General features: G+C 42.7%; 22 protein-coding genes. 9 read left to right on the top strand and 13 right to left on the bottom strand.

What is annotated here, in order from left to right:
* Positions 1-117: 117 nt before the first annotated feature.
* The 5 genes from ACM0OZ_RS03695 to ACM0OZ_RS03715 all read right to left on the bottom strand — a co-directional run bounded on the left by ACM0OZ_RS03695 (position 118) and on the right by ACM0OZ_RS03715 (position 5,676).
* Positions 118-912 carry a DUF928 domain-containing protein gene (locus ACM0OZ_RS03695; RefSeq protein ID WP_414581478.1) on the bottom strand — a complete coding sequence of 265 codons (795 nt, stop codon included), beginning with the start codon at positions 910-912 and terminating at the stop codon, positions 118-120.
* Positions 913-976: 64 nt separating this feature from the next.
* Positions 977-3,265: a CHASE2 domain-containing protein gene (locus ACM0OZ_RS03700; protein ID WP_414581479.1), complete on the bottom strand. Its 2,289-nt coding sequence runs from the start codon at positions 3,263-3,265 to the stop codon at positions 977-979.
* A 242-nt stretch (positions 3,266-3,507) separates the two neighbouring features.
* Positions 3,508-4,494 carry a DUF1822 family protein gene (locus ACM0OZ_RS03705; RefSeq protein ID WP_414581480.1) on the bottom strand — a complete coding sequence of 329 codons (987 nt, stop codon included), beginning with the start codon at positions 4,492-4,494 and terminating at the stop codon, positions 3,508-3,510.
* A 21-nt stretch (positions 4,495-4,515) separates the two neighbouring features.
* Entirely contained in the window at positions 4,516-5,157 is a 642-nt protein-coding gene (locus tag ACM0OZ_RS03710) for a sigma-70 family RNA polymerase sigma factor (protein ID WP_414581481.1), read from the bottom strand.
* 168 nt (positions 5,158-5,325) lie between these two features.
* On the bottom strand, positions 5,326-5,676 hold the full coding sequence (locus ACM0OZ_RS03715) for a hypothetical protein (protein ID WP_414581482.1): 351 nt from the start codon (positions 5,674-5,676) through the stop codon (positions 5,326-5,328).
* A gap of 469 nt (positions 5,677-6,145) precedes the next feature.
* Between ACM0OZ_RS03715 and ACM0OZ_RS03720 the strand changes: the two genes are divergently transcribed.
* The 5 genes from ACM0OZ_RS03720 (at position 6,146) to ACM0OZ_RS03740 (ending at position 11,722) form a co-directional block, all read left to right on the top strand.
* Positions 6,146-6,358: a hypothetical protein gene (locus ACM0OZ_RS03720; protein ID WP_414581483.1), complete on the top strand. Its 213-nt coding sequence runs from the start codon at positions 6,146-6,148 to the stop codon at positions 6,356-6,358.
* 39 nt (positions 6,359-6,397) lie between these two features.
* Positions 6,398-8,044, top strand: a complete 1,647-nt coding sequence (locus ACM0OZ_RS03725) for an ATP-binding protein (protein WP_414581484.1) — start codon at positions 6,398-6,400, stop codon at positions 8,042-8,044.
* 433 nt (positions 8,045-8,477) lie between these two features.
* A complete protein-coding gene (locus ACM0OZ_RS03730; protein WP_414581485.1) occupies positions 8,478-8,999 on the top strand; it encodes an NHLP leader peptide family RiPP precursor in 522 nt (173 codons plus the stop codon).
* 260 nt (positions 9,000-9,259) lie between these two features.
* On the top strand, positions 9,260-10,048 hold the full coding sequence (locus ACM0OZ_RS03735) for a response regulator (RefSeq protein WP_414581486.1): 789 nt from the start codon (positions 9,260-9,262) through the stop codon (positions 10,046-10,048).
* 384 nt (positions 10,049-10,432) lie between these two features.
* Positions 10,433-11,722 carry an RNA-guided endonuclease InsQ/TnpB family protein gene (locus tag ACM0OZ_RS03740; RefSeq protein WP_414581487.1) on the top strand — a complete coding sequence of 430 codons (1,290 nt, stop codon included), beginning with the start codon at positions 10,433-10,435 and terminating at the stop codon, positions 11,720-11,722.
* A gap of 61 nt (positions 11,723-11,783) precedes the next feature.
* On the opposite strand, the gene ACM0OZ_RS03745 is transcribed toward ACM0OZ_RS03740, so the two are convergent.
* Positions 11,784-12,047, bottom strand: coding sequence for a hypothetical protein (locus ACM0OZ_RS03745; protein WP_041039605.1), 264 nt, complete (start codon positions 12,045-12,047; stop codon positions 11,784-11,786).
* Positions 12,048-12,641: 594 nt separating this feature from the next.
* Here ACM0OZ_RS03745 and ACM0OZ_RS03750 point away from each other — a divergent pair.
* Positions 12,642-12,989 (top strand): hypothetical protein, encoded by a 348-nt coding sequence (locus ACM0OZ_RS03750; protein WP_414581488.1) that lies wholly within the window; start codon positions 12,642-12,644, stop codon positions 12,987-12,989.
* Between the two features lie 347 nt (positions 12,990-13,336).
* On the opposite strand, the gene ACM0OZ_RS03755 is transcribed toward ACM0OZ_RS03750, so the two are convergent.
* The 7 genes from ACM0OZ_RS03755 to ACM0OZ_RS03785 all read right to left on the bottom strand — a co-directional run bounded on the left by ACM0OZ_RS03755 (position 13,337) and on the right by ACM0OZ_RS03785 (position 18,552).
* A complete protein-coding gene (locus tag ACM0OZ_RS03755; RefSeq protein ID WP_414581489.1) occupies positions 13,337-14,242 on the bottom strand; it encodes an ATP-grasp domain-containing protein in 906 nt (301 codons plus the stop codon).
* Positions 14,243-14,372: 130 nt separating this feature from the next.
* Positions 14,373-14,615: a hypothetical protein gene (locus tag ACM0OZ_RS03760; protein WP_414581490.1), complete on the bottom strand. Its 243-nt coding sequence runs from the start codon at positions 14,613-14,615 to the stop codon at positions 14,373-14,375.
* A 331-nt stretch (positions 14,616-14,946) separates the two neighbouring features.
* The gene (locus ACM0OZ_RS03765; RefSeq protein WP_414581491.1) at positions 14,947-16,197 is read right to left on the bottom strand and encodes a S8 family peptidase; all 1,251 of its coding nucleotides are present in this window, start codon (positions 16,195-16,197) and stop codon (positions 14,947-14,949) included.
* A gap of 397 nt (positions 16,198-16,594) precedes the next feature.
* Positions 16,595-16,891 (bottom strand): NHLP leader peptide family RiPP precursor, encoded by a 297-nt coding sequence (locus ACM0OZ_RS03770; protein ID WP_414581627.1) that lies wholly within the window; start codon positions 16,889-16,891, stop codon positions 16,595-16,597.
* Positions 16,892-17,194: 303 nt separating this feature from the next.
* Entirely contained in the window at positions 17,195-17,542 is a 348-nt protein-coding gene (locus ACM0OZ_RS03775; RefSeq protein ID WP_414581492.1) for an NHLP leader peptide family RiPP precursor, read from the bottom strand.
* 234 nt (positions 17,543-17,776) lie between these two features.
* Complete coding sequence (locus ACM0OZ_RS03780) at positions 17,777-18,022, bottom strand: hypothetical protein (RefSeq protein ID WP_414581493.1); 246 nt, start codon at positions 18,020-18,022, stop codon at positions 17,777-17,779.
* Positions 18,023-18,159: 137 nt separating this feature from the next.
* Positions 18,160-18,552: an NHLP leader peptide family RiPP precursor gene (locus tag ACM0OZ_RS03785; protein ID WP_414581494.1), complete on the bottom strand. Its 393-nt coding sequence runs from the start codon at positions 18,550-18,552 to the stop codon at positions 18,160-18,162.
* A gap of 386 nt (positions 18,553-18,938) precedes the next feature.
* On the opposite strand from ACM0OZ_RS03785, the gene ACM0OZ_RS03790 reads away from it, so the two are divergent.
* From ACM0OZ_RS03790 to ACM0OZ_RS03800, 3 genes are all read left to right on the top strand, one after another.
* Positions 18,939-22,196 carry a type 2 lanthipeptide synthetase LanM family protein gene (locus ACM0OZ_RS03790; RefSeq protein WP_414581495.1) on the top strand — a complete coding sequence of 1,086 codons (3,258 nt, stop codon included), beginning with the start codon at positions 18,939-18,941 and terminating at the stop codon, positions 22,194-22,196.
* Between the two features lie 140 nt (positions 22,197-22,336).
* Complete coding sequence (locus tag ACM0OZ_RS03795) at positions 22,337-22,639, top strand: PLD nuclease N-terminal domain-containing protein (protein ID WP_414581496.1); 303 nt, start codon at positions 22,337-22,339, stop codon at positions 22,637-22,639.
* Between the two features lie 110 nt (positions 22,640-22,749).
* Positions 22,750-23,031: a Nif11-like leader peptide family natural product precursor gene (locus ACM0OZ_RS03800; protein ID WP_414581497.1), complete on the top strand. Its 282-nt coding sequence runs from the start codon at positions 22,750-22,752 to the stop codon at positions 23,029-23,031.
* The last annotated feature ends 64 nt before the right edge of the window (positions 23,032-23,095 follow it).

Genomic DNA, 23,095 nt, shown 5'->3' on the forward strand with positions numbered 1-23,095 from the left:
TGCAAAACCCGCCATTTCTTTACAAAACTTCATTAAATACCTGATCAGAAAACTCCCGCTTAACAATTTTACTATGCGCAGAGCGTCAATATTGCCGCATAACGAGAGCCTTTTCAATTATCTTTCCAAACCATAACGCCCAACAACCGGCGCAGTAGCAAATTCTTGCAACCCAACAGCTTTTAACAAATCTATCCAATCCTGTGCAAGCACCGCAGAACCTGAATTAGTACGCCGCATATCAGCCAAATTAGTTAAAGCATCCTGCCAAATTTGATTAACAGCATAAGCCGTGTATTCTTCTGGTTTTGCCGCCTTTAACTGACTTTCAAGATTCGGAGTGAGCGCAACTTTTTGCACCCATGCTTTAACGTAATAATAATCAGATGTATTTTCCGGATCGCCACAATAAACTTTGAAGTACCATTGATACTTGTTGTCTTGCTTGAGAGCATATTGCGGATTTTGTGGTAGAGTAATGCCAATCACACCAGACTTTTCAGGCAGCGTCAAAGGTGTCTTGTAGATATTTTTGCCTTTCTCATCTTGAAATATAAACTCTCCAGAACGCAGATTCGTCGGTAAGTCGGGAAGATAAACCCAAAAGGTTGGATACTCGGAGACTGTCAATGCCAAGAAAGATGTTGATTCATTGCCAGTTGCCTCACCAGGCACCAAGGCAGTTACAGACTGGTTCAGGTTTGGGCAACCATTACGCCTTGCCCCTCCTTGGCGGCGACCTGTGGGTGCGCCGTTACGTGGAAAGTTCAGTTTCTGCAGGCGGTTTTGTGTCTTAGCATTTTGTATCTTAGCAATAGGATTCTTGACTGGGTGGGCAACTTGTGCAACTACTTGTGGGTAGTAACTTGCAAAACAAAGGAGTATCACAGGGATAACGCCTGCAAGTTTCATAATTCAGTGTCCAAATGCCGATATAACTTATAACTTCAAAACGCAATGCCTGTATTTCGGAATTTTAACTTCGTATTTTCCACACCACAGCCATAGCTGTTAATATTAATGTCAAAGCAGAAGGAACCAGTGGTATCCATCCAGCCTGTGTAAAGATGCCAAAACAAATTACAAATAGTGTGAATACCGCCCCTGCAACAGCCAGCCCAAGGTACACTGGCTTGGAGTAGCGCCACGCTATCATTCCCCCTACCAATGACCATCCCCAAACCCAGAGTGCTTCCACCCACACAGACCACCACCACAACAAAGGTCTATCATCAAGAACGGCACTGAGGATATGGCTTATCATGTGTGCGTGCACGAACACCCCCGGAATTTTCTTTTTGTTGGTGGGAGTTTTCCAAAAATCAGCAGTGCTTGGGGCAGTCACGCCAATCAGGACAATACGATTCTTCAATAATTCAAGGTTAATTTGGTCATTGTTACTAAGGACATCTCTAAGAGGTACAGTCTCAGCAATTTTTTCTTGAGGACGCAGCGAACGATAATTCAGCAGAACTTGATAACCTGATGTATCTACTCTTTGATAGCCACTAGAATGTTCCTTTAATGGTTGAAACAGAACTTTGCCAATTTGTAAGTACCCTTCTTGAGTAATATCTGCGTTGATGCCTTTGTCATGCAAATAATGTCGTGCCAGCTGAAGACTAAAAGCATATTCTGCCGTACAAGGAGACTTCGGGGGAGGGGTTAAATGCAACAATTGGCGACGAGGAATTTCATCATAGTCTGCCACAAAATCACTAAAACTTTGGCGTTCTGTTGGTACTTCGTGAGGGGGGTGAATGCCATCAGATGCGTTATCAAATTCAGCAGGAACTTTGCAGACTGCAAAAATACGCTCATCTTGCTGCAAACGATTAGCTAAATCTGGATAATTAGAGTCCACACCGAAATCACGATAAATATCTAGACCAATAGTTTTTGGTTGATATTGCTCAAGTTTTTGTAAGAGTTGAACGAGTGCTTGATCCGATAGCGAACCTATGCCTTTCATCCCCTTCTGGTTCTGATAATAAATATCTGCTTCATCAACTGTAACTACCAAAAGGCGTGGATCTGAACTTTCAATTGCTGGTCGCAACTGCATGAGATGGTCGTAAGCTTGCAATTCCCAAGGCTGTAGCATTCCTAAATAGCGGACTCCCATGAGACTTGCTGTAATCAGTACACTCGCCATCAGTACAGCAAGAATTTGACGTTTAGACTCGGTTTTTGGAGTGCTTAATTCTTTCCAAGTCAGTGGAACAACTCTGGGATTTTGGAAAATGACTGGTAACCAAGTTGCATTAGGATATCTGTCTTCCAAGCCTTGGAGCTTTTCTCTTGCTTCCCGTGAAGCTAGATACAGAGACTGTCCACCTGAAAATGCTACCAGAAAATGCTTTAAAAATTCCTGTGCTACCTCATCTGGCACAGGTTCCCGCATAACAATCATTTGCGGGATATGTAAAGAAGCAAGCTGCCGTGCTAATCCTAAACCATCACAGGAATTAAAAATTGCTAGCTGTAACCCTTGTGCGATCGCTCTTGTTAAAGCATACTTTAATTCTTCTATTGTTAGGCAATCTGTTTTATTAATATAAATACGACCAATATCGTTAGCAGTTTCACTATGTCCTGCAAAAAACAAAATATCCCACTGTTGCCAAAGATAATTATTTAGGGTGTTGCGTTGCGGTTCTTCTAAAAAAACAGTTTCGGAAGAAGGTAAATTTTCTAGCAATTGACGGTCTAGTTGAACATCAATTCCACGGCTATTACCCAGAACCGCCAAAATTCTGACTTTGGGTTTCTGTGGTGGTTTTGGAGGTATTTCAGACCTGATTGACGTTAAAGCAAATTCTGCTAATGAATATCTACTAAAAAAATCCCACAAATGCCAAGGAATTTTTTGTAATTCACAATTATCTGTACGAATTAATACTCTAATTGCTTCATCTCGTTTTAATTCTTCACGTAATGTGTTATTTATACAGCGAAACTCCTTAGAGTCAAGCCATTTTTGTAGGCGATCGCTCAATATTTTAGCTTTTTGAGAACATTCTGAAATTCCCGTTTTTATAGAGCCATCGTAAATAATTTCTTGGGGTTTAATGCGACTTGGCATTCCTAACGAGCGATACTTCTTTTGCCACTGGCTTAGGCAGGTAGCCAAGTCGGGTTCGGGTGGCAAGTTACCAGAGATTTCTATTTCTGGGCGAGCAAAATCTGAGCCGATTTCTAGCGTCACCCGAAACCCTTGGTGTGATAAATCACCATCCATTTTAAGAACGACTAACTTCGCCATATACCCATTTAAAAATTGGGATTTTGGAGTATCAAAATACAGCAGAATTCAGAACTCAGAACTCAGAACTCAGAAGTAACATTTGCTCGCTTGTCTTGCTTTTAGACAAAGCGCGTTGTACTTGATTTACTTGCAAGGTGCTGTAACACTATTCAATAGTAAACTATTGGGTACTAAGGTAACTCCGTAATATTGAAAATGTAACTATGACAACCAACACCAGTATTTTTGGATTTGGAAATTTAGGTCATAAATACTTCTGTAAAACTGATATCACCTAAAGCAATTTTAACACTAAAAATTTCTCCTATCTCGCTACTAAAGTTTAATTGAATACTCTTTGTGTTTCTTGCCATTGCTTGCATTACGGAGATACCAGCTTCATCTAATACTGTCACTTCGAGTTCTTCTGGTAAATAATTTTGGCTACCAGTTGGGTACACTTTGATACCAATATTTATTTCTTCACTAGAAGCTGGTATCAGTCCTACCACTAAGGCGATTGGTTGACTTTTTGAATCTCGTCGTAAGTCTAGTACTTTGCCTTTCTGCAGCCAAGACGTTGAATTTTCTGGGTGAAGAGCTAAAGTGTGTTCAGTCCCTCTAAATCTAAAAACGAGTTCTGTTTGTTGTTGCGGATTCAGAAGCGATTCTATAGTCTGCCAACCAGCATCGACAACATTCATGAACCACTGGCTCAAGTGAGTTGGCTGTTGCACTTTTATGGCATCTTCATGCCATGCTTGGCTATTGGTTAGTTGATTCAGGTGTATAAGCAAATCTTCGAGGGAACTCAACTGGCTTAGATGTAACTCAAAAGAAGAAGGGACTGTTTTCATAAATCCCAGTATTGTTGCTTCTTCAAGCGATGAGTCAAACTGTACAGCTAAGTAACCAATTCTATCTGAGCAAACTTCTGGTGGAACATGAATAACTTTCTGATTGGGTAACACCGGGAGACACTCTATTTTCCCTAAACCAAGAACTTCTAAATCAGCAATATCCATGAGAGTTTGTATGGCTGGCTGACAACTTAAACTTTCTGACCAAGAAGTTTCAATTCCCATGCAACGCAGATAAAAATTTACAGCAAACACTGCCAAAGTGTTGAGATAAACCTGTTTAGCTTTCTGAGGGTTTCTCTGTTTTCTAAGAAACTGTTCCGCTAGTGCGCGCGCTTCTGAGTTTATCGGTACAGTAAAGGTTAAAGATTCTGAGAAGTTTTTCATAGTTTATTCACCACCTACTACTTAATTTTCCTCGTTGCTACAGTATTCTTTTAACTTTGGAGACAGCTTTTTTATACACCTGTAATAAAAGCTGCTAACTGTGGGAATTTTCATTCCAAATTCTGCTGAAATCTCTTTCCACGATTTTCCAGACATTCGTCGCTTCACCAATGCTTGAAAATTGACTTGAGGAGATTTTTCTATATGTTCATTTTTGAAAATCTCTTGTGGGTCTGATTCTATATATTCTTGAAGTATTTCTGTGAGGTCTTTTGATTCTTTAGGTGAAGCAAAATTATCCAGGTCAGCAATAGTCATTTTCATTCTGCAATGATAAGTCTGGATTTTACGAATAGCGTCTTTAAAAAATCGTTTCTCCAACAGAACATTAACCCATGTCATGACAGAGGCGCGTTCCGGTTCGTACTTGTCAATATTTTGACAAATATACAAGAAAAGTTCCTGACGTGCTTCGTTGTAAATATCTTCATAAACACCTGCGGGAAATTGACTTCTTTGTGGACGGCAAAGCTTGCCGGCGCGCACAATAGCATTAACCAGCTTTGTTAAAGCAAGCTGACGTTCCTGAGAACGCGGCGGGTGTCGCTGTGCCGAAATTGCTAGCTGTAGTAGATGTGAATCTAGTTCATCTCTTCTCGTCATTTGAGACTCCAAAGGTGATCTCTGGCGCGGAAGTGAATCTCTATTTCTCTCTCGCACTCCTTTGAGGCACTTTATGCGAAACCAGTATATTTGTTACATTTCTTTACATTTTGAGTCTAAGTTAACAGAAAGAACTCAGGTGTCAGTCGCCAGAATTCAGAACGAAGGTTAAGCGACGCTCGGTTGAGTAAAGGAGTTTAAATAACGAACGCGCTTCACGGGAGCCAGTACTGCACTCCTGGTCTCCCGACCTAGGGCTCTGGCGTTGTCTACAATTGATTGGGGTCTGAATCTAAGGGCGTACATTGGTTCTGACTCCTGAATTCTGACTCCTGACTTCTTCTTCAACAACCAAGGTGTTTTGTTCCAGAACTCTTGAATGAGGTTAACAATCATACCAATTTGAAAAAAGAATGCAACACCAAGACCCCTCCCCAACCCTCCCCTTGCTAAGGGGAGGGTGCCGTCAGGCGGGTGGGGTATTTGTCCAAAGTTGGGATGCTCCCGCTGTAACGCCAAGGAATTACCCCTAAAATTTGAATCACTTTTGGCATATAGGCAAAAGCAGTGAGCCACGAACTGAGCCAAAGATGCGCCAACAATGTGGCGTCAAGCCTTGCACAAGACAGTACTTTAGAGGTATGGGAATGTGGGAAGTAGGTGTTAGCGCTTCCTACACCGATAAGCTCTTACCAACTAAGTGATTTTACAAACAAAAACATACGGAGGGAAAAGATGAGAGACAATTCGCGCTGCTTTGTCTAATAACCCAATTGCAAAACAACTGCATACTCAGGCATAGAAGTACTCTAGGACTTATTGAAAGGGGACAATTGGCCTAATCGGGGCAGAACACCAGCAGAAAATATCAATTTTTGTAAAGAAAAATCGAAGCTTTGCAGAAAAGAAGTCGCACTCGCAAGATAAATAGTTAGAGCAACACATCGGTTTTCAATAGGGTTGTATCGATACCAAATAAGTTTTGAACATGGTATTAATTCGTGACGTTGTTCAACAGGCTATAGCGACTGGTTATCTGACGGTTTGGGCAGAAGAAAGATTGCGACAACTTCTGAGTACAAAGTATGACTTGGAAGATTTAAACGCTTTTATGACTTTACAGGAAGCAGCGATCGCTGGGAGAGTTCGGCAAGAGTCGCGTGAGTTAAGACGCTATCAGGGGCATGGCGATGAGGACTAATTTTTTAAAGCTCATTTAGTAATTGTAGAGAGTTGAACTATGGTTTTGGGCAACTGCATTTCAAAGCAACGCAATTCTCAAGTCACACTACAGCTACAAGAGAACTTGCACCTGACCAAGTTTTTCATGGTTCCTATGGCAAATGCAGTTTTCTGGGTAAAGCCAAACGCGGATTTTATATACGTTAATGATGCAGCGTGCAGTCTAGTAGGTTATTCCCGTGAGGAATTACTCTCGATGACTATGCACGACATAAACCCAGACTTTTCGCCAGAAGTTTGGTCAAACCATTGGAAAACTATTAAAAAGCAAGGTTCCCTATACTTTGAATTTCTACATTGGACTAGGGAAGGTCAGAGCTTTCCGGTGGCGATTACCCTTATCTATATAGAATGCGATCGCACAGAGTATGGCTGTATCTTGATCCGCAATATCAGCAAGTGCAAGCAGACTTCATCAGCCTTACACAGGACTAATCAAGTCCTAGAGTCGAGAGTCCAAGAGCTTTTGGCTGAATTAAGTCATGCTAATGAGCAATTATGCCGGGAGAAAGCTTTGCGCAAGCAGATGGAGGTAGAACTGGAAAATTCCCCTTGTTTGCTTCAGGCTACTCTAGATTCCACTGCTGACGGTGTTGTTGCAATCAGCTGCAAGGGAGATATTGTTAGCTTTAATCAGAAATTTGTCGAGATGTGGCAGATTCCAAACTCGATTATTATATCACGCAACCATAACCAGTGCTTAGCTTTTTATAAAAATCAACTTAAAGACCCAGAAACCTTTTGCAGGCGCATTCAAGAACTGGAGAATCAACCGGATGTTGAGGGCTACGACACTCTGGAGTTGAAGGATGGGAGGGTTTTCGAGCGATACTGCCAACCTCTACGCTGCGGTGAAGAAATTATCGGCACAGTATGGACGTTTCGGGAGATAACCAAACACAAACAAGCAGAAAAAGAAATTTGCTTTGCTCTAGAACAAGAAAAACAACTTGCTCAACATAGAGCGCAATTTGTTTCTATGGTCTCTCATGAATTCCGCACTCCCCTAAACATTATTTCCTTCTCCACTAGCTCACTGAAACGCTATTATCACCACTTGAGCGAAGAGAAAAAACTCCGGTATTTGCAGCGCCTTGAAACAGCAGTCGAACAACTCAGCCAATTGATGGATGAAGTTCTCATGCTGGGTAGAGCAGAAGTAGGAAAGCTAAAGTTCGAGCCAGAACCACTTAATTTGATCCAATTCTGCCATGACATATTGGCTCAATTAAATTTGAGTCAAAGCCACCATCATGCAGTCACCTTTGTCAGTCGAGGTGATTGTAGAACAGTCTGCGTGGATAAAAAATTGCTACAGCCCATTCTCACGAATTTACTCTCGAATGCGATCAAGTATTCTCCGGTTGACAGCACAGTTGATGTCGTACTCTCGTGCCAAGATAAAAAAGTCATTTTCCAGATTAAGGATAGGGGAATTGGCATTCCAAAAGCAGAGCAAGAAAGACTGTTTGAGCCATTTTATCGGGCTGAGAATGTCGGCGATATACCAGGTAATGGATTGGGATTGGCACTGGTCAAAAAGCTTGTAGACTTGCATAACGGTCAAATCACCGTAGCGAGTGAAGTCGGCGTGGGTACGACGTTTACAATTACATTACCTATCACTAAACAGCCGATAAGATAATGAAAGAAATCTTAAGAAACGAATATTAAGCACAAAACTGAGAAATGTTTCTTGAATGCTTGGAGGTTCAAGCGTTCGATGTCATCGCGGTGCAGAAAACGGTCTTGCCGGCGTTAATCAAGCACAATAAAATTAACAATTTATAACGCTTTTCAATTGATTGCAATACACAAGAGATAGAGGTTAGATGTAACATCTATCAGATTTTGTGTCATGTATTAATTTCACATAAAAGCGCTATAACTAGCCTTGAGAAAAAACTGAAAATATAAGAATCAAGAACAAAAAATCCGTTAATGTCATCGTGTGAATTAGACTATAAGTTTAGGTAGAAAGGAGCTTGTCCAAGTTTAGCTATGAGGTCGGAGGTGCAGATGAAGAGAAACAGGAAAGCTCTTCTACAAGAATTAACTTGCAAAAGTAAAGGGATATAATGACGAAACGAATCAATTTCTACAAACTTCTTCTCGAACGACTTTGGTCTGATGAACAATTCAAAAACTGCTTCATTGCAGTTCCCAAGCCAATACTATGTGAGTTTGGGGTGACAGTTCCCGAGTTTGTAAAAAAGATTGAAGTGCATGAAGATAAACCCAACGTGCGAAATTATATTTTGCCAATAAAAGAGCAACTAGAAAGGTACATGGAAGAACAAAACCCGATTATTGCTGAAGTCATAAGACACGCTTTAGCTGATGATGCCTTCAAAGGCAGACTGCTCTATAACTCCAAGGCTGCTATTAAAGAGGCAATAGGTGAAGACTTACCTGAGGATTTAACTATTTGCTTTTACGAAGACACGCCAGCTGTTAGACACCTGGTCATTCCCATGAATCCGGATAACGAACAACTGAATGACTCCCAATTAGACATGGTTGCTGGTGGAATAGCTTTTCCAATCTTGAGGCAATCTCAACCCTACATTCTTGGTCTAATTGCAATTGACAAGGTTTAGTATTTGAGGACTTATACCAATTCTCTGTAACAATGCGCTTAATAATTACCCCCCGCCTTCGGCGTCCCCCCTTGGTAAGGGGGGACTACAGGGGGGTGGAATTAAGCTCAACTTCATAGAGAAATGGTATTAACCTCAACAACTATTAAGGTGGTTCAAGTATTAATTATCCCCAAGTTCTTGTACAGTAGTCAAATTGTTTGCAACTGACTGCTGCTCTCATTTTTCTAGTTCAAAATCACTCTTTCTCGGAGGTAACAATGACAAAGATTTTAGTGATAGAAGATGAGGCAGAAAGCCGAGAGATGTTTTTAGAATGCTTGGAAGCGGAAGGGTTCAATGCCATTGGTGCCCAAAACGGTCTTATCGGGGTGCAGCGGGTGCAAAAACATCTACCTGATTTGGTGATTTGCGACATCGTGATGCCAGAACTTGATGGTTACGGTGTGCTCACCACACTGCGCCAAAATCCTGTGACAGCGATTATTCCATTCATTTTTGTGACTGCTAAAGCTACCAATGCGGAACTTCGCCACGCTATGAAGTTGGGAGCTGATGACTATCTTACCAAGCCAACTACAGTAGACGAATTATTGGCAGCGATCGCCGCCCGACTAGAAAAACAAGCAGCCCTGAAACAGTGGTACGCTGCTTTGCACCAAATATCAGCGCCTGAGGCTGCTGAGGAAGCAAAACCCACAACTAGTGAGTCGATTTTTCCGTGTTGTCCGCACTTAAATGAGGTGTTCCAATTCATTGAAGAGAATTATCACCAACCAATTAGTTTGTGTGATGTAGCCCAAGCAGTGGGTTACGCTCCTGGTTACTTAACTGACCTCATGCGACGCCTAACTGGACATACGGTGAATCAGTGGATTGTAGAACGTCGCATGGCAGCAGCGTGTTCGTTGCTGTTGGAGACTAACCAGTCAATTGAGCAGATTGCTGAAAAAGTGGGATATCAAAATACGGGTCATTTCTTCCGTCAGTTCCGCCAATATCAGGGAACTACGCCTCAAGTTTGGAGAAACACGCATCGCATTCAATAGCGTAATCACCCAAGTTACGGGTTTATATGGCTACGCACTCAGTGAGTACTGAGCTATTTCCGGCAGCAGCCCCACACTGTACTACGAAGTAGTCAGTGTGCGGAAGAATGCTGGGGCGACAACGAGGTACACCCCTGACCATTTCAAGCCGTAGGCTTGAGTGGGAATAGGGTGTCCGAGTTGTCGCCTATCTCTTTGTTAGGTAGAGAATCAATATAGTCTTCAATTATTTGGGTCATTGTTTTGTCAGCACTGACGGCATAATTGCGAAGTTTATTCAGTCTACGTTCGGATAGCCGCAAGTTAAAATATTTTTTCTTTATTGTCGTTATTTTGTTGTTATTTAAGGATATTTTGAATATAACATAAGGAGGTGATGATGAAGTGCGACTAGCTTATCAATATCGATTCTTGCCAACAACAAAACAAAAACTAACCATTAATAAATGGTTGGAGATGCTACGTCTTCAGTACAATTATTTATTGCAACAAAGGTTTGATTGGTACGAGCAAAATCGTTGCTCTATAAATGCTTGTCCACTTATTTGTCATCTTCCAGATTTGAAGGATAATCCTGATTACTACAGTCAGAAAAGAAAACTTGTTCAATTAAAAGAAGAACGTCCTTGGTATAGCGAAATCTATAGCCATGTTTTACAAGATATGGTTAAGCGTGTAGATTTGGCATTTTCTCGTTATATCAAAGGTGATTGTAATGGCAAACGTAGCGGGAAGCCGAGATTCAAGGGTAAAGGTCGTTACCGCTCTTTTACATTTGATGATGCTAAGAACCACTACTTAAAAGGCAATAAACTTTATTTGTCAAAAATAGGTTGGGTGAAAATCATTTTTCACCGTCCTATTCCTAATGGTTTTGCGATTAAAACCATTACTATTTCTAAAAAAGCCGATGGTGTTTATGCAACTTTATCTCTAGAAGATAAATCTGTTCCGGATTCACTAACACCTGATGAAGCACCAAGTATGGATAATTCCGTTGGTGTCGATATGGGTGTATTGGTGATGTGGGCTAGTTCAGATGGGGATATTGAACATCCTAAGAAGCATTTTCGTAAATCTCAGAATGAACTACGATTAGTACAACGACGCAAAGACAAACGTCGTAAAGGTTCCCGCCCTAGAAGAAAACTAGCAAAACGAGAAGCCAGAGTACATCAAAAAATTGCACGCCAAAGAAAACAGTTTCATAATGAATCCGCTAATCGTTTGGTATCCAAAGGTGCAAAGCACATCTTTGTAGAAGATTTGAACACCAAAGGATTAACTAAACGGAATAAAGCGAAGCTTGATGAAAACGGTAAATACTTGCCCAATGGTCAATCAGCGAAGTCTGGTTTGACAAAATCAATCTTAGATAATGGCTGGGGTCAATTCGTTGACATTTTGACATACAAAGCCGTAAATGCTGGTGTGTCAGTTGTCAAAGTCAATCCGAAAGACACTAGTCAAATTTGCTCTTGTTGTGATGCATATGTGCCGAAAGATTTGGAAGTTCGATTGCACCAATGCAGTTGCGGATACACAGAAGATAGAGATATGAACGCAGCGAAAAACATCAAGAGAGTTGGGCTGGGCATCTTCCCAACTATAAAACGCCGAAAAGATGGTAGTGTCGAGAGTTTCTCTAATAGAAAGAGTACTACCATCTCCTAGGAAGCCTACACTGACACTTCGTGTACAGTGTAGGAGTATGTCACAGATTCGTTTTCTTCCCTCAGGCGGCTGATTCCCCCAGGAGTTTTTCCTTCAGTAGTGCAATTTCGCCTTTGAATTCCTCCCTGAGTTCCTCTGTGAGTTCTTCTCTTAGCGTTTGTAATCGCTCCTCCAACTCATCATATCTACCTGATACTCCCAAATAACTATCAATCAATTCCAGAAGTACCTCAGAAGCGTTTTTCCCCTCCTGTTTTACCTTGTTCATGAAAGCTTCCTTCTTTGCCGTGCTAATTCGCACCATGATCCGGTTATCTGCGTTCATATCTTATTTTTACGAATCTATTTGTTGACTTGACTTTTGACGAAACCTCTTGCATTCGTCCCTAGAACCCCACCCTAACCCTCCCCGTTTACGGGGAGGGAACAGGATTTTTATTGCTTCCCCCCGCTTGCGGGGGGACTCTTGGAGGGTGCTTCTTTTTAATGAATGCAAGAGGTCTACGGTATCTGAAAAACCTCGTTTCCATTCCTCTCTCCACCTCTCCCTAACCCTCCCCTAGAAGGGGAGGGAAGAGGAGCAGCTTTTATTACGGAGAGAGGCTTTTAACCTTTCTTCCCCTTCCCTACTAGGGAAGGGGGCTGGGGGGTTAGGTCACAGGTCTTTTTCCACATGACGTGAAAAGTCAGATTTGTTGACTACCCTCAAGCTATCAATCTGTTTCAGTACTGACAACTGTACTAACAATATAACCCTGTTTAAAATGATATTTTGTCATAACAAAAGTGTTTACAATGTACATCATAGTGTTTATACTATTTATAAGGCAGTAGGGAACACCCAAAGCCGAACGAAAAAAAACCCCACCAGTACTCACTGGCAGGGCATTCAAAGTTAAAACATAAGAAAATTCTAGCAATGACATACACCAAGCTTAACGAACAACAAATCCCACAATCCGAATTAGCCTCGGTTGGACAACAAGCAACAGCCGGAGTACCGGATAGTCAATCTACGATCCAAGACTTTCTATCCGGAAAAGACAATCCAGATACACCCGTTTTTAGTAAGATTACGGAAGACAAAACCCCAGATAGAGAACCCATTAAACATCTGCTAGTTGGTTCTCCTAAAGCAGTAAGAGCCACTATTCATACCTTGCAAGTCCTTGGTTACGCAGATGTTAGAGCTTGGAGTCCTTTAGTACCAACAGCCAACCCAGGTGAGGTGATGACCCTTATGAGCCGCTCCATTTCAGTACAGTAGTCGTTATTGCTCTACCATACTCAGTAGTTTTCGCCCCCAGCTATCTGGGGGTTATTTTTTGGGTGTTTTCTAGAAGTAGAGAGGGCTGTTCTTCGCCCATACGTATCAACAATCACGTTCAAACCTTTATCCCACGTTGGTTTTACCCCACCCCTTAATCCCCTCCCCGCGAGCTCGGGGAGGGGAAGTTTTGGCGTCAGACAAAATGGGGGTGGGGTGAAGCGAAAATTGTGGGCAAGTATAAGGGCATGATATGACGTATTTACAAGGTTCTTGCCTTAGACACCAATGGGCAAAGAACAGCTTATACCATGTGCGTGTATTTTATGCAAGTAAGAATCGCTATATTAGCTTATCAAAAGCTGAATTAGTGCCTCAGTAATCGGAAAACCCGTTTGTTGCTCAAAGTAGAGAAACATGGGACTGGGATTAGCTTCTAAAAATACATATTCTCCGGTAGGTTGATGACGCCAATCAATTGCTGTCCACTGCAACATGAATGCTTTGGCGATCGCCAGACATTGCTGTTTAATTTCTGCTGGTAACTCTACGGGAATCAGTTGCGCTTGGGAGTCGTCCCGAAAGTCAACAGCTGCTGTGCGAATTTCCGCAGAGTAAACTGACTCACCAATGACGTAGCTACGAATGTTCGTACCGGGAATATACTCTTGAAGCGTCACGGGCGAGAAGCGCAACGCATTCCTCATGCGCTCATACTCAAGATGGTACTCGGTGACTAGCCGAGCATGGCTACCGCCGTAGACTGGTTTGAATATTACTTTTTCATAAGATTTGGTAAATTCAGTTATGACTTGGGGGTTGTTGCTGATGACAGTAGCGGGAATGGTAACGCCAAGCTGCTGTGCAAGGCTCAGTTGCAGGGGTTTGTCTTTGTGAAACTCGTAGGCTTGCCAAGAATTCACCCAGTGGGCTGGACAAGCTTGGAAGAGCGATCGCACCGTGCTGTTGGCATCGTGGAAGGCGATATCCTGTTGAAAAGAGTCTCCAAACTCGGGAATGCTCACACCATTAAAACTCCGCCAATAGACACTTTTGATGTCTTCGAGGTCTAATCGCTGTCCTGAAGGTAACTGCAAACAACCTTTTTGAGTGTGTGGATGCCAAGACAGTTGCAGTTGAGTTGGAAATAGACGAGTATTTAGATACTCAACGGTGGCACCAGCTTTTGTCAGTGCAAAATGTAAGTGAGCAGCATGAGCATCTTTGGCATCACCTAGAATTAAAATATTCATTCACCGAAAGAATGGATTGGATGACACGACGTTTCAAACCTTGGTTACACAGAGGGATATTCCACAAGGGCGGGTGTGAATGGAGCAGTTTACACACAAAGCTTGTTCCACCCGCCTTTATCACTAAAGTTTAGGAATCCTTGCCCGCTTCAACCCAAATCTTTGAAATTCCACCTCCCTGTTCACCTACGCCCAAAGTAGGACGACCACCCTCTTCGCCTATTCCCTTAGTAGTAATAGGTATGGAACCACCTGCTACTTGCTCCATATCCTCATCCGTGAGTTCTTGTTCAGCCTCTGTTTGCTCTTGTTCAGCATTTAATTTAGCTGCTTCTTGTTCGGAAAATTCGCGTTCAAATGGATGTTGTGTCATGTTTTCCTCCTAGTGGGAAAGTTTTCTCTTGAATGTTACTGCTAGTAAAATGTGGTTCCAATCACCTTTTTTTTGCTGACAATTCATGTTTTTTTAGCTTTTTGCAGTTAGGTAAAGCAGGAGTGCGATAGCGAAGCGCTGCTGCTTTCAGCAGATCGCATATTTTCATCGCTTTAGTTCAGTGCGATCGCTGTATAAAACTGACAACGGAAGCCCAATAAGTCAACTCGTGGTTAGACAAGAGCTTATCTGGGCTTTTAAAACTGCATAGACGCTTTTCAGGCGGCTTTAAGGAAGAGTAGACAGCATTTCTTCTCGAGTAGCCGCGCTTTTAAGCGTCAAGCAATTGAGTAAGTCCTGAGTGAACTAGGGTGAGGCTCTCGCTGGGCTTAGCTATAGCCTCAGACTTCTGCTGAGTGCGTTTTACAAGCAGACTAGCAATCAGAACGCTGACACACAGCAAGGCAGGGGCTGCGGAAGGTTCGGGAACTGTTTTCAGTTTGGATCGCGCGTTCAGTGCCATGAGGGCTTTGTCTCCCCGAATCAAACCAAAGCCAAGTCGGGAGTCAAAACCTGGTAAAGGACTGTCAGCCGTATCTCTTAGAGCATTATAGATATCAGTGGGTGTTGCGCTTGGGTCTGCTTGCAGTAATAACGCTGCTACCGCAGCCGTGTACGGAGTTGATGCCGAGGTACCGAAGAAGTCAAAGAAGCCGGGGTTGGCAACACGACGAGCGTCTTCACCGCCCAAGCCGAAGGAAATCGGCAGCGCGTCTGGAGCCACAACATCAGGCTTCATGGTACCTGAATTGCCTTCTGCAGAAAAAGGTTGTAGTTGCCCCTGCTCTACAACAACACTGAAGGGTCGGTTTGAATAGGATTCTGCGTTACCGTAGTACACCGCTCCAACGGTCAGCGCATTTGGGTTATTTGCGTGCCCGTATATTGGTATTGGGGGATCGAGAGGACTATTACCAGCAGCAGTGAAGTAAGAAATCCCTTGATTGAATACCGCACTAATCGCTTGGTTGATAGATCCGTTTGGTGGCTCAAAATCTATAAGGTTTAAAGGTACATCAGGGATATCTTGGGGATTATATCCAACATCATCCACGATGATATCTGCCCCGGCAGCCGCTAGAGCCTGAATACCTTGACCTAAGACATCCACACCGCCCACACCTGTATGGAACACTAAGTTCGCCCCTGGAGCTACAGCATGGATAAGCTGCGCTATGGCACGACCTTCATCCGAGGCACCAGGTTCTGAATAGTCCTTTAGCACGTTAACGCCAGATGGTAGATAGCCCTTGGCTATGTTAGTTGCATAGGTATCCAGGTTGCCAGAGGTGTCGAAAGTCTCTGCTGTGGCGAAGCTATCAGATATGAAACCGATGGTGATCCCGGTGCCATCTAAACCATAGCGATCGCGCAAAACATCAACTCCTGTAGCTTTGGCTGCTGGTTCAATCGGCAGGGTGAAAGTAGCCGCCTGAACCTCGGCAACAGAGCTAACAAATGCGGCAGTCGTCGCAATCACCCCTGACGTAACGATTCTTCGGAGTAGTCTCAAATCTCTCATGGTGTTTAAGAACCTTAAAGCGTAGAATGCTCGCGGCATTGAGGTTAGGTCTAATTTTATTGAATAACTGAACAGTGCGAACCTCTGTAAATTATAGAAGCTCAGGTTTAGAAGTTATGTAATTTACAGAATACATTTACAGCGCCACTTTAAAAAGGGCAAAATCGGAAAATAGGAAATCCCAACCATCCCTCTTGCCACAACTTGCCACTTAATGCGAGGTTGCAGTCAAAGACGCAATGTAGTACGAGCCTTTCGCTTGCACTACATTAGAACACAAATCCGTATGAATCCTTACGAAAGTAAACCCAGTGAACCAAGAAGAATTTTTTTTCAGGACTCACTGGGTTAGAACAGTTTGGATCTTGATGTAGTTACTGGTGTACTGAGCTTACGCTTACGCTAAGTCGTTGGCATTCCTTATTCTGGTGAGTAATATACATTCGATAGGTCTAGTAAGAAAACGACAAGCACCACCTGCCACTGTCTCTAAAGCTTCTTCAGATAATTCTTCCTCATAACCAGATGGAGCCGGGTTATTTGGAAGCACCAAGTAGACCTTATTTGCAGTTTCTTGGATCACTTCAATTTCAAGATTTTTTGGAGTTTCTTCTCCTGATTCTCTCGCATAAACTGCTTTAGGATTACTCAGCAATTCTTGCTTGAAGCTCTCATCTTCCCAAGCCCGCTGAATAAGCTTTTGCTAGAACTCGAACCGGGTATTCATTGCCTGAGTGATAACTTTTTTCAGTTCTTCGTGCATTTTCTTTTCTCGTTGCTTCTGTTAATAACTCAGAATATTGATAGGAAAACCAAACCGCCGATTTGACCGTCAGTTGAATTCTTTATGGAGACATTCAAAAAAATTAGGAGTAACGAACTGAGACATTGAAATGTTAATTCTCCCAGAGAATCTAGTGAGTCCAGCAGAATTATCTGTCAAGGCTCACTAGGTTATCGCAGTTTGGAATTCCAAGTAGTTACTAGTGTGCTAAACTTATGCTAAGTCGTTGGCGTTGCGAGTCCTAGAGAAAAGTAGACATTTGCCAAACACACCACCTGCCACTGTCTCCAAAGCTTCCTCAGATAATTCTTCCTCAGATCCAGATGGAGCCGGGTTATTTGGAAGCACCAAGTAAACCTTATTTGCAGTTTCTTGGATAACTTCAATTTCAAGGTTTGTTGGAGTTTCTTCTCCTGACTCTCTCGCATAAACTGCTTTGGGATTGCTCAGCAATTCTTGCTTGAAGGCTTCATCTTCCCAAGCCCGCTGAATGAGCTTCTGCTCGAACTCGAACCGGGTGTTCATTGCCTGAGAGATGACTTTTTTCAGTTCTTCGTGCATTTTCTTTTCTCCTTATTTACTTCTGTCAACCTTTGATTGACACTTACCAGAATATCGATTCATGAACTAAAGGATCAATGTACTTTTTTCAGGTATAAAATCTGAAAAATAAGTAGTGCCATCATGATGATTTATCACTTTAAGCTCATGAAGCAGTTAGTCAAATAAAAAATAAAATCATCAGCAACAGGATTTAATAAGGAAAAAGTGAGGTAACAAAGACCAGTGGTTCGCTCAAGGTTGATGCTTTCCCACTAGGTACGTAGAGAAGCTATTAGATAGAAAACCGATTGTGATTCCGGTGCCATCTAGACCATAGAGGTCACGTAAAACATCAACTCCCGTAGCTTTTGCTGCTGGTTCAATCGGTAGGGTGTACAAAACTGCTGCCTGAACCTTAGCAACAAAGCTTCCGAATCCGGCAGTCGTTACGATCAGTGCTGACGTAACTATTGTTTGTAGGAATCTCAAACCTCTCATGGTGTTTAAGAATCTTGAAGATTAGTATGAATCCTTGCGAAAGTAAACCCAGTGAACAAAGAAGGGTTCCCTATCAAAGCTCACTGGGTGAGAGTGTTTTGAATTTACTGCTAATTAACGGTGTACTCAAGTGATGCTTACGCTAACTTTCCAGCGTTGTGAGCCTTTGACCACAATATGCATTTCTCACCTGTTCTGACTCTTAGTGAAGGCGGAATACAAATATCGATAGACACACCACCTGCCACTGCATCCAGAGCTTTCTCAGATAATTCTTCCTCATCTGTAATAGCTGGAGCAGGGTTGGCTGGGAGTACCAAGTAAACCTTTTTAGCAGTTTCTTGAAGGACTTCAATTTCAAGCTCTTTTGGAACTTCTTCTCCTGACTCCTTCGCATAAACTGCTTTGGGATTACTAATCAATTCTTGCTTGAAGGCTTCATCTTCCCAAGCCCGATGAATAAGCTTCTGCTCGAACTCGAACCGGGTGTTCATTGCCTGAGTAATAACTTGTTTAAGTTCTTCGTGCATTTTCTTTTCTCCTTATTTACTTCTGTCAACCTTTGATTGACACTAACCAGAATATCGATTCATGAACTAAAGCGTCAATGTAGTTTTTTCATGTATAAAATCTGAAAAATAAGTAGTGCCATAATGGTGATTTATCACTTGAAGCTCATAGTAGTAAATCTGTAATTAATAACCCGCAACTTGGGTTAAGGAAAAAGTGAGGTAATAAAGACCAGTGATTCGCTCAAGGTTGATCTTTTCCCATTAGGTACAAAGCAGAAGCTGAAAAATTGTTAGTCTTACCGAAATATTGTGGAGTGTGGTTCAGGCTTTGCATCCTCTAAAATACAACTTCAAGTATCAGTAGGACAAACATTCTGTGTTCAAATAAAACAGGATGCAAATAAATGAAAGTTTCACAGCAAGATTTACTCAAAATAGTCGAGCAAGCTAGTACGTTCACTGAAAGATTGAGCAAGCACTTCATCCCCGATGATTCTCAAACGAACGAAAAGCTCATTGCCTCTGGTTTAGAAGCTTGGTGTCAGGTTGTCGCACAAGGAAACCCAGAAAAATTTGCCAAACGTCTCACCTGGGATGGTCTGGATTCTAGCAGCATCGCTAGTGTTTTCGGTGATGTTCGTCTTGCTAATGCACAACAACTCCCCAGCTGGGCAGAAACTTTGAGGGAAGCCCTGCAAGCAGACTGGAAAACAACTAATGCAAGTGCGTCTCGCTGTCTGAATCTCGGAAAGCCAATTCCCTTTGAAGAAGTTTATCTACCTTTTGTTCAGGTGGCGCGGCAGAAACTTATTGCTCAAGTCGGTACTAGCTGGCAACGGCTGTCCGAAACTGTTCAAATAAGTCTGGAGCGCCAACTGATATGTCAGTTAGCATCTCTTGGCGCTCAAACTCTACAATTTGAGTTTTCCCTATTTAAAGCGTTGAAACAATCCACTTTCACTTTCTTATGGGGACGACAACAAAGCAGTGATTTTAATGAGCAGTACCAAACCTTTGTCAAGGACCTGAAAACAAGCAAGTTACTGTCCTTTTTCCAGAAATACAGCGTTTTAGCTCGGCTAGTAGCAACAGCAATGGATTTCTGGGTGGAAGAAAAAACGGAATTTCTCCAGCGATTAACATCAGACTTACCAACCATCCAGCAAATCTTCCAAAAAGATACAGGTCAGGTTGTTGAAATCCAAGTGAATCTCTCCGATCCTCACAATGGATCACGCTCCGTGATGGCTCTCACCTTTGCTTCTGGGTTGAAACTAATATACAAGCCCAGAGGCTTAGGCTTAGAAGCCACGTATTTTCAATTACTAGCTTGGTGTAATCAGCAGTGCGTTCTGCTACCGTTCAAACTACTCAAAGTTATTGACTGCAAAACTCATGGCTGGATGGAGTATGTAGAGCATTTGCCCTGCGAAGACGCAGCAGCAGCACAGCGATACTACCAACGTGCCGGGATGCTTCTGTGTCTACTCTACGTGCTGCAAGGGAGTGATTGCCATTACGAAAATCTGATTGCCAGTGGCGAACATCCAGTGCTGGTAGACTTGGAAACTCTTCTACAGCCAGTTGCTCAAGATATTGACCCCAAAATAGAAGAAGTGGGAGGAGCGCGATACCAGGCGAATCAACAATTTTTGGACTCCGTACTGCGAACTGGACTACTACCCAGATGGGAATTTGGGCTAGGAGGAAAGGCTGAAGACATTAGTGGTTTGGGGGGAGTTGGCGAGCAGGAAATCCCTGTTAAAAGCCAAAATTGGCAGAATATCAACACTGACGCTATGGCACTGGAGTATGAGTTTGGCATGATGCCATCTCAAGCCAATACACCTTTCCTCTATGGCATTACCTTATCACCAAACGATTACGTTAATGAAATCGTAGATGGTTTTCGGCAGATGTATCAGTTCTTCTCAGAACGACGAGAAGCACTTCTGGGAACGAATAGTCCTTTAGCAGTCCTAGCTCATCAAAGAGTACGGTTTTTGTTTCGCCCTAGCCAAGTCTACGCTGATGTTTTGGATAAAGCCTTGAACCCAAAATTCCTGCGGTATGGTGTAGACCGCAGTAGTCAACTAGACGTTTTAAGTCGGGCATTTTTGAAGGCTGATACAAAACCTCTCATCTGGTCACTTCTGTCAGCAGAGTTACAAGCCTTGGAACAAATGGATATTCCTTACTTCGTGGCTGACTCAAGCAGTAATGCTTTGACAATCAATCCTGACCTAATAATTGAGGGATATTTTAAAGAACCTAGTTATGACCAAGTGATTTCTCGTATACGGCAGCTAAATGATGCAGATCTAGCTCAACAGATTGCTATGATTCGCGGTTCTTTCTACTCGCGAGTTGCTCATGGAATGACCAGTGCCGCATCTGCTGAGTGCGCTAGTACTAGTCTGGATCTGAAGACAACGGCTTCCTTAAGTCAAACACACTTGGTATACGAAGCAGTCGAGATTGCCAAAGAACTGCAAAAACGAGCAATTCATTCTGCCAACGGTAGTGCGACCTGGATTGGTATAGGATACCTCGCCGAGGCAGAGCGGATGCAACTCCAGCCATTAGAGTATGGCTTGTACGACGGTGTTTGCGGAGTCGCTTTATTTTTAGCGGCATTGGCAAAAATTACTGGGGACTTGGAATTTCGAGATTTAGCATTCAGTGCTTTGCAAGACCTCAAAAAAACCTTGCAAGACACAGACGCGCTCGCTCAATCTAGAATGACCAAGCAAATGAGTATCGGTGGAGCGAGTGGATTAGGATCTATTGTTTACACCTTGGTACGAGTCAGCCAATTTCTGGATGAACCGGAACTTCTAAATACTGCACGTCTTGCCGCCTCTCTCATCACTCCAGAAAGTATTGCCAGCGATCGCCAATTTGACATAATAGCTGGGGCAGCAGGAGCAATCCTAGGATTACTAAGTTTGCACCAAGCGACTGCAAATCCAGCCATTCTGGAGCAAGCTACCGCCTGTGGTTATTACCTACTAACTAATCGCACTAAGAGCGATTCCGGATTTAGAGCTTGGGCAACCCTACAAGGCAAGTTAGCGACAGGATTTTCTCACGGTGCAGCGGGTATTGCTTACGCTTTACTACGATTGTACAAAATCACCCAAGAAACAGTTTTTCTGGAGGCAGCAGAGGAAGCGATCGCCTACGAACGCAGTGTATTTTCTCCCAGCATCGGAAATTGGCAAGACGTGAGGCAGGATAAGCCTTCGTTTATGACCAGTTGGTGTCATGGTGCTCCTGGCATCGGTTTAGGTCGTTTAGGTGGTCTATCCATTCTTGATACTCCAGAAATCCGGCAAGAAATTGCAGTGGCATTAAACACCACTCAGCAGTTTGGTTTGCAGAATTTGGATCACCTCTGTTGCGGTAACTTTGGCAGAATGGAGGTGCTATTGGTAGGAGCGTCTAAGCTGTTGAGTTCGGAACTTTGGAATACTGTCCAAAAACAAGCGGCATGGGTTGTAGCAAGAGCAAAGCAAGTCGGTGCTTTTTATTTGTTTCCCGAACTTCCCGGAGATGTTTACAACCCTGGTTTCTTTCAAGGCACAGCAGGAATCGGTTATGAACTACTGAGGCTAGCGTATCCAGAATCGCTTCCTTCTGTGTTGCTGTGGGAGCCTTAATGTCTAATTGGTAGGCTCGAATGAACAAGCTATTTGTGAAAACTTTTCAAACGTCTAAGCACTACGGTCTGCCAAAACTCAAGCTAAAATCCCTGCAATCTTAAACATCAATTCGATGAAAATAAAGAGGACGAAAACCGATGAATAGACGACAGATAAATATGCTTGGTTACGGCATTTTGGGAATTGTGTTTTTTGTTTTAATCAGCTTGATTCTCAGCAACCATTTAGGAATGTCTGCAAGCTTATCTACATTGTTAATATTTCTGTTGTTGGCTACACTATTTTGGATTTGGGTGTTCATCGACTGTGTTACCAAAGAACCCAATATGGGAAGCCACAAAATTGCTTGGATTATCACCATTCTCTTCACTAACGGTTTTGGTGCTTTAATTTACTACATTGTAAGACGACCAAAACGAATAAAAGAGATAGGGAGATGATTGCTGACGGAATCAGTGGCGAAGAAATAGCGAGTCTGTCCTAAATATTGTGCATTGTAGTCACAGGTAGCTTCACATAAGCTGCTATATATCAACAGGAGGTAAGGTATATGTCCATTGAAAGCGCAAACGCCTTTTATCAAAGAGTAACTACAGATCAAGCATTCCGAACTCAACTCCAGAATACTGCCAGTGAAGAACGCACAGCAATCATACAAGCGGCAGGATACGATTTCACCCCAGAAGAATGGGAAACTGCTACCGCACCTGTTTTAGACTCTGCTGAAGCTAACACAGAACTCAACGATGCTCAACTAGAGGCGATCGCTGGTGGAAGGATATTTTTTCCTGTGTACGGTCTACCGCCCAACCTTACTTGGCCAAAAGTATAACTTGCCTCTGGTCTAATAACGGTTGTACATCAGGTTTCAACTTACACCACTTAAATCTCACAGG

Origin of the sequence: Scytonema sp. PCC 10023 (assembly GCF_963920835.1) — a bacterium.
In the GTDB taxonomy this organism is placed as follows: domain Bacteria; phylum Cyanobacteriota; class Cyanobacteriia; order Cyanobacteriales; family Nostocaceae; genus Kalymmatonema.

Bases quoted from the DNA above. Each gene is read 5' to 3' on its own strand.
- ACM0OZ_RS03790 (WP_414581495.1), top strand. From the start codon at position 18,939: ATGAAAGTTTCACAGCAAGATTTACTCAAAATAGTCGAGCAAGCTAGT.
- ACM0OZ_RS03700 (WP_414581479.1), bottom strand. From the start codon at position 3,265: ATGGCGAAGTTAGTCGTTCTTAAAATGGATGGTGATTTATCACACCAA.
- ACM0OZ_RS03720 (WP_414581483.1), top strand. From the start codon at position 6,146: ATGGTATTAATTCGTGACGTTGTTCAACAGGCTATAGCGACTGGTTAT.
- ACM0OZ_RS03755 (WP_414581489.1), bottom strand. From the start codon at position 14,242: ATGAATATTTTAATTCTAGGTGATGCCAAAGATGCTCATGCTGCTCAC.
- ACM0OZ_RS03695 (WP_414581478.1), bottom strand. From the start codon at position 912: ATGAAACTTGCAGGCGTTATCCCTGTGATACTCCTTTGTTTTGCAAGT.
- ACM0OZ_RS03710 (WP_414581481.1), bottom strand. From the start codon at position 5,157: ATGACGAGAAGAGATGAACTAGATTCACATCTACTACAGCTAGCAATT.
- ACM0OZ_RS03705 (WP_414581480.1), bottom strand. From the start codon at position 4,494: ATGAAAAACTTCTCAGAATCTTTAACCTTTACTGTACCGATAAACTCA.
- ACM0OZ_RS03750 (WP_414581488.1), top strand. From the start codon at position 12,642: ATGACATACACCAAGCTTAACGAACAACAAATCCCACAATCCGAATTA.
- ACM0OZ_RS03760 (WP_414581490.1), bottom strand. From the start codon at position 14,615: ATGACACAACATCCATTTGAACGCGAATTTTCCGAACAAGAAGCAGCT.
- ACM0OZ_RS03735 (WP_414581486.1), top strand. From the start codon at position 9,260: ATGACAAAGATTTTAGTGATAGAAGATGAGGCAGAAAGCCGAGAGATG.
- ACM0OZ_RS03730 (WP_414581485.1), top strand. From the start codon at position 8,478: ATGACGAAACGAATCAATTTCTACAAACTTCTTCTCGAACGACTTTGG.
- ACM0OZ_RS03795 (WP_414581496.1), top strand. From the start codon at position 22,337: ATGAATAGACGACAGATAAATATGCTTGGTTACGGCATTTTGGGAATT.
- ACM0OZ_RS03775 (WP_414581492.1), bottom strand. From the start codon at position 17,542: ATGCACGAAGAACTGAAAAAAGTCATCTCTCAGGCAATGAACACCCGG.
- ACM0OZ_RS03785 (WP_414581494.1), bottom strand. From the start codon at position 18,552: ATGCACGAAGAACTTAAACAAGTTATTACTCAGGCAATGAACACCCGG.
- ACM0OZ_RS03745 (WP_041039605.1), bottom strand. From the start codon at position 12,047: ATGAACGCAGATAACCGGATCATGGTGCGAATTAGCACGGCAAAGAAG.
- ACM0OZ_RS03800 (WP_414581497.1), top strand. From the start codon at position 22,750: ATGTCCATTGAAAGCGCAAACGCCTTTTATCAAAGAGTAACTACAGAT.
- ACM0OZ_RS03780 (WP_414581493.1), bottom strand. From the start codon at position 18,022: ATGAGAGGTTTGAGATTCCTACAAACAATAGTTACGTCAGCACTGATC.
- ACM0OZ_RS03725 (WP_414581484.1), top strand. From the start codon at position 6,398: ATGGTTTTGGGCAACTGCATTTCAAAGCAACGCAATTCTCAAGTCACA.
- ACM0OZ_RS03765 (WP_414581491.1), bottom strand. From the start codon at position 16,197: ATGAGAGATTTGAGACTACTCCGAAGAATCGTTACGTCAGGGGTGATT.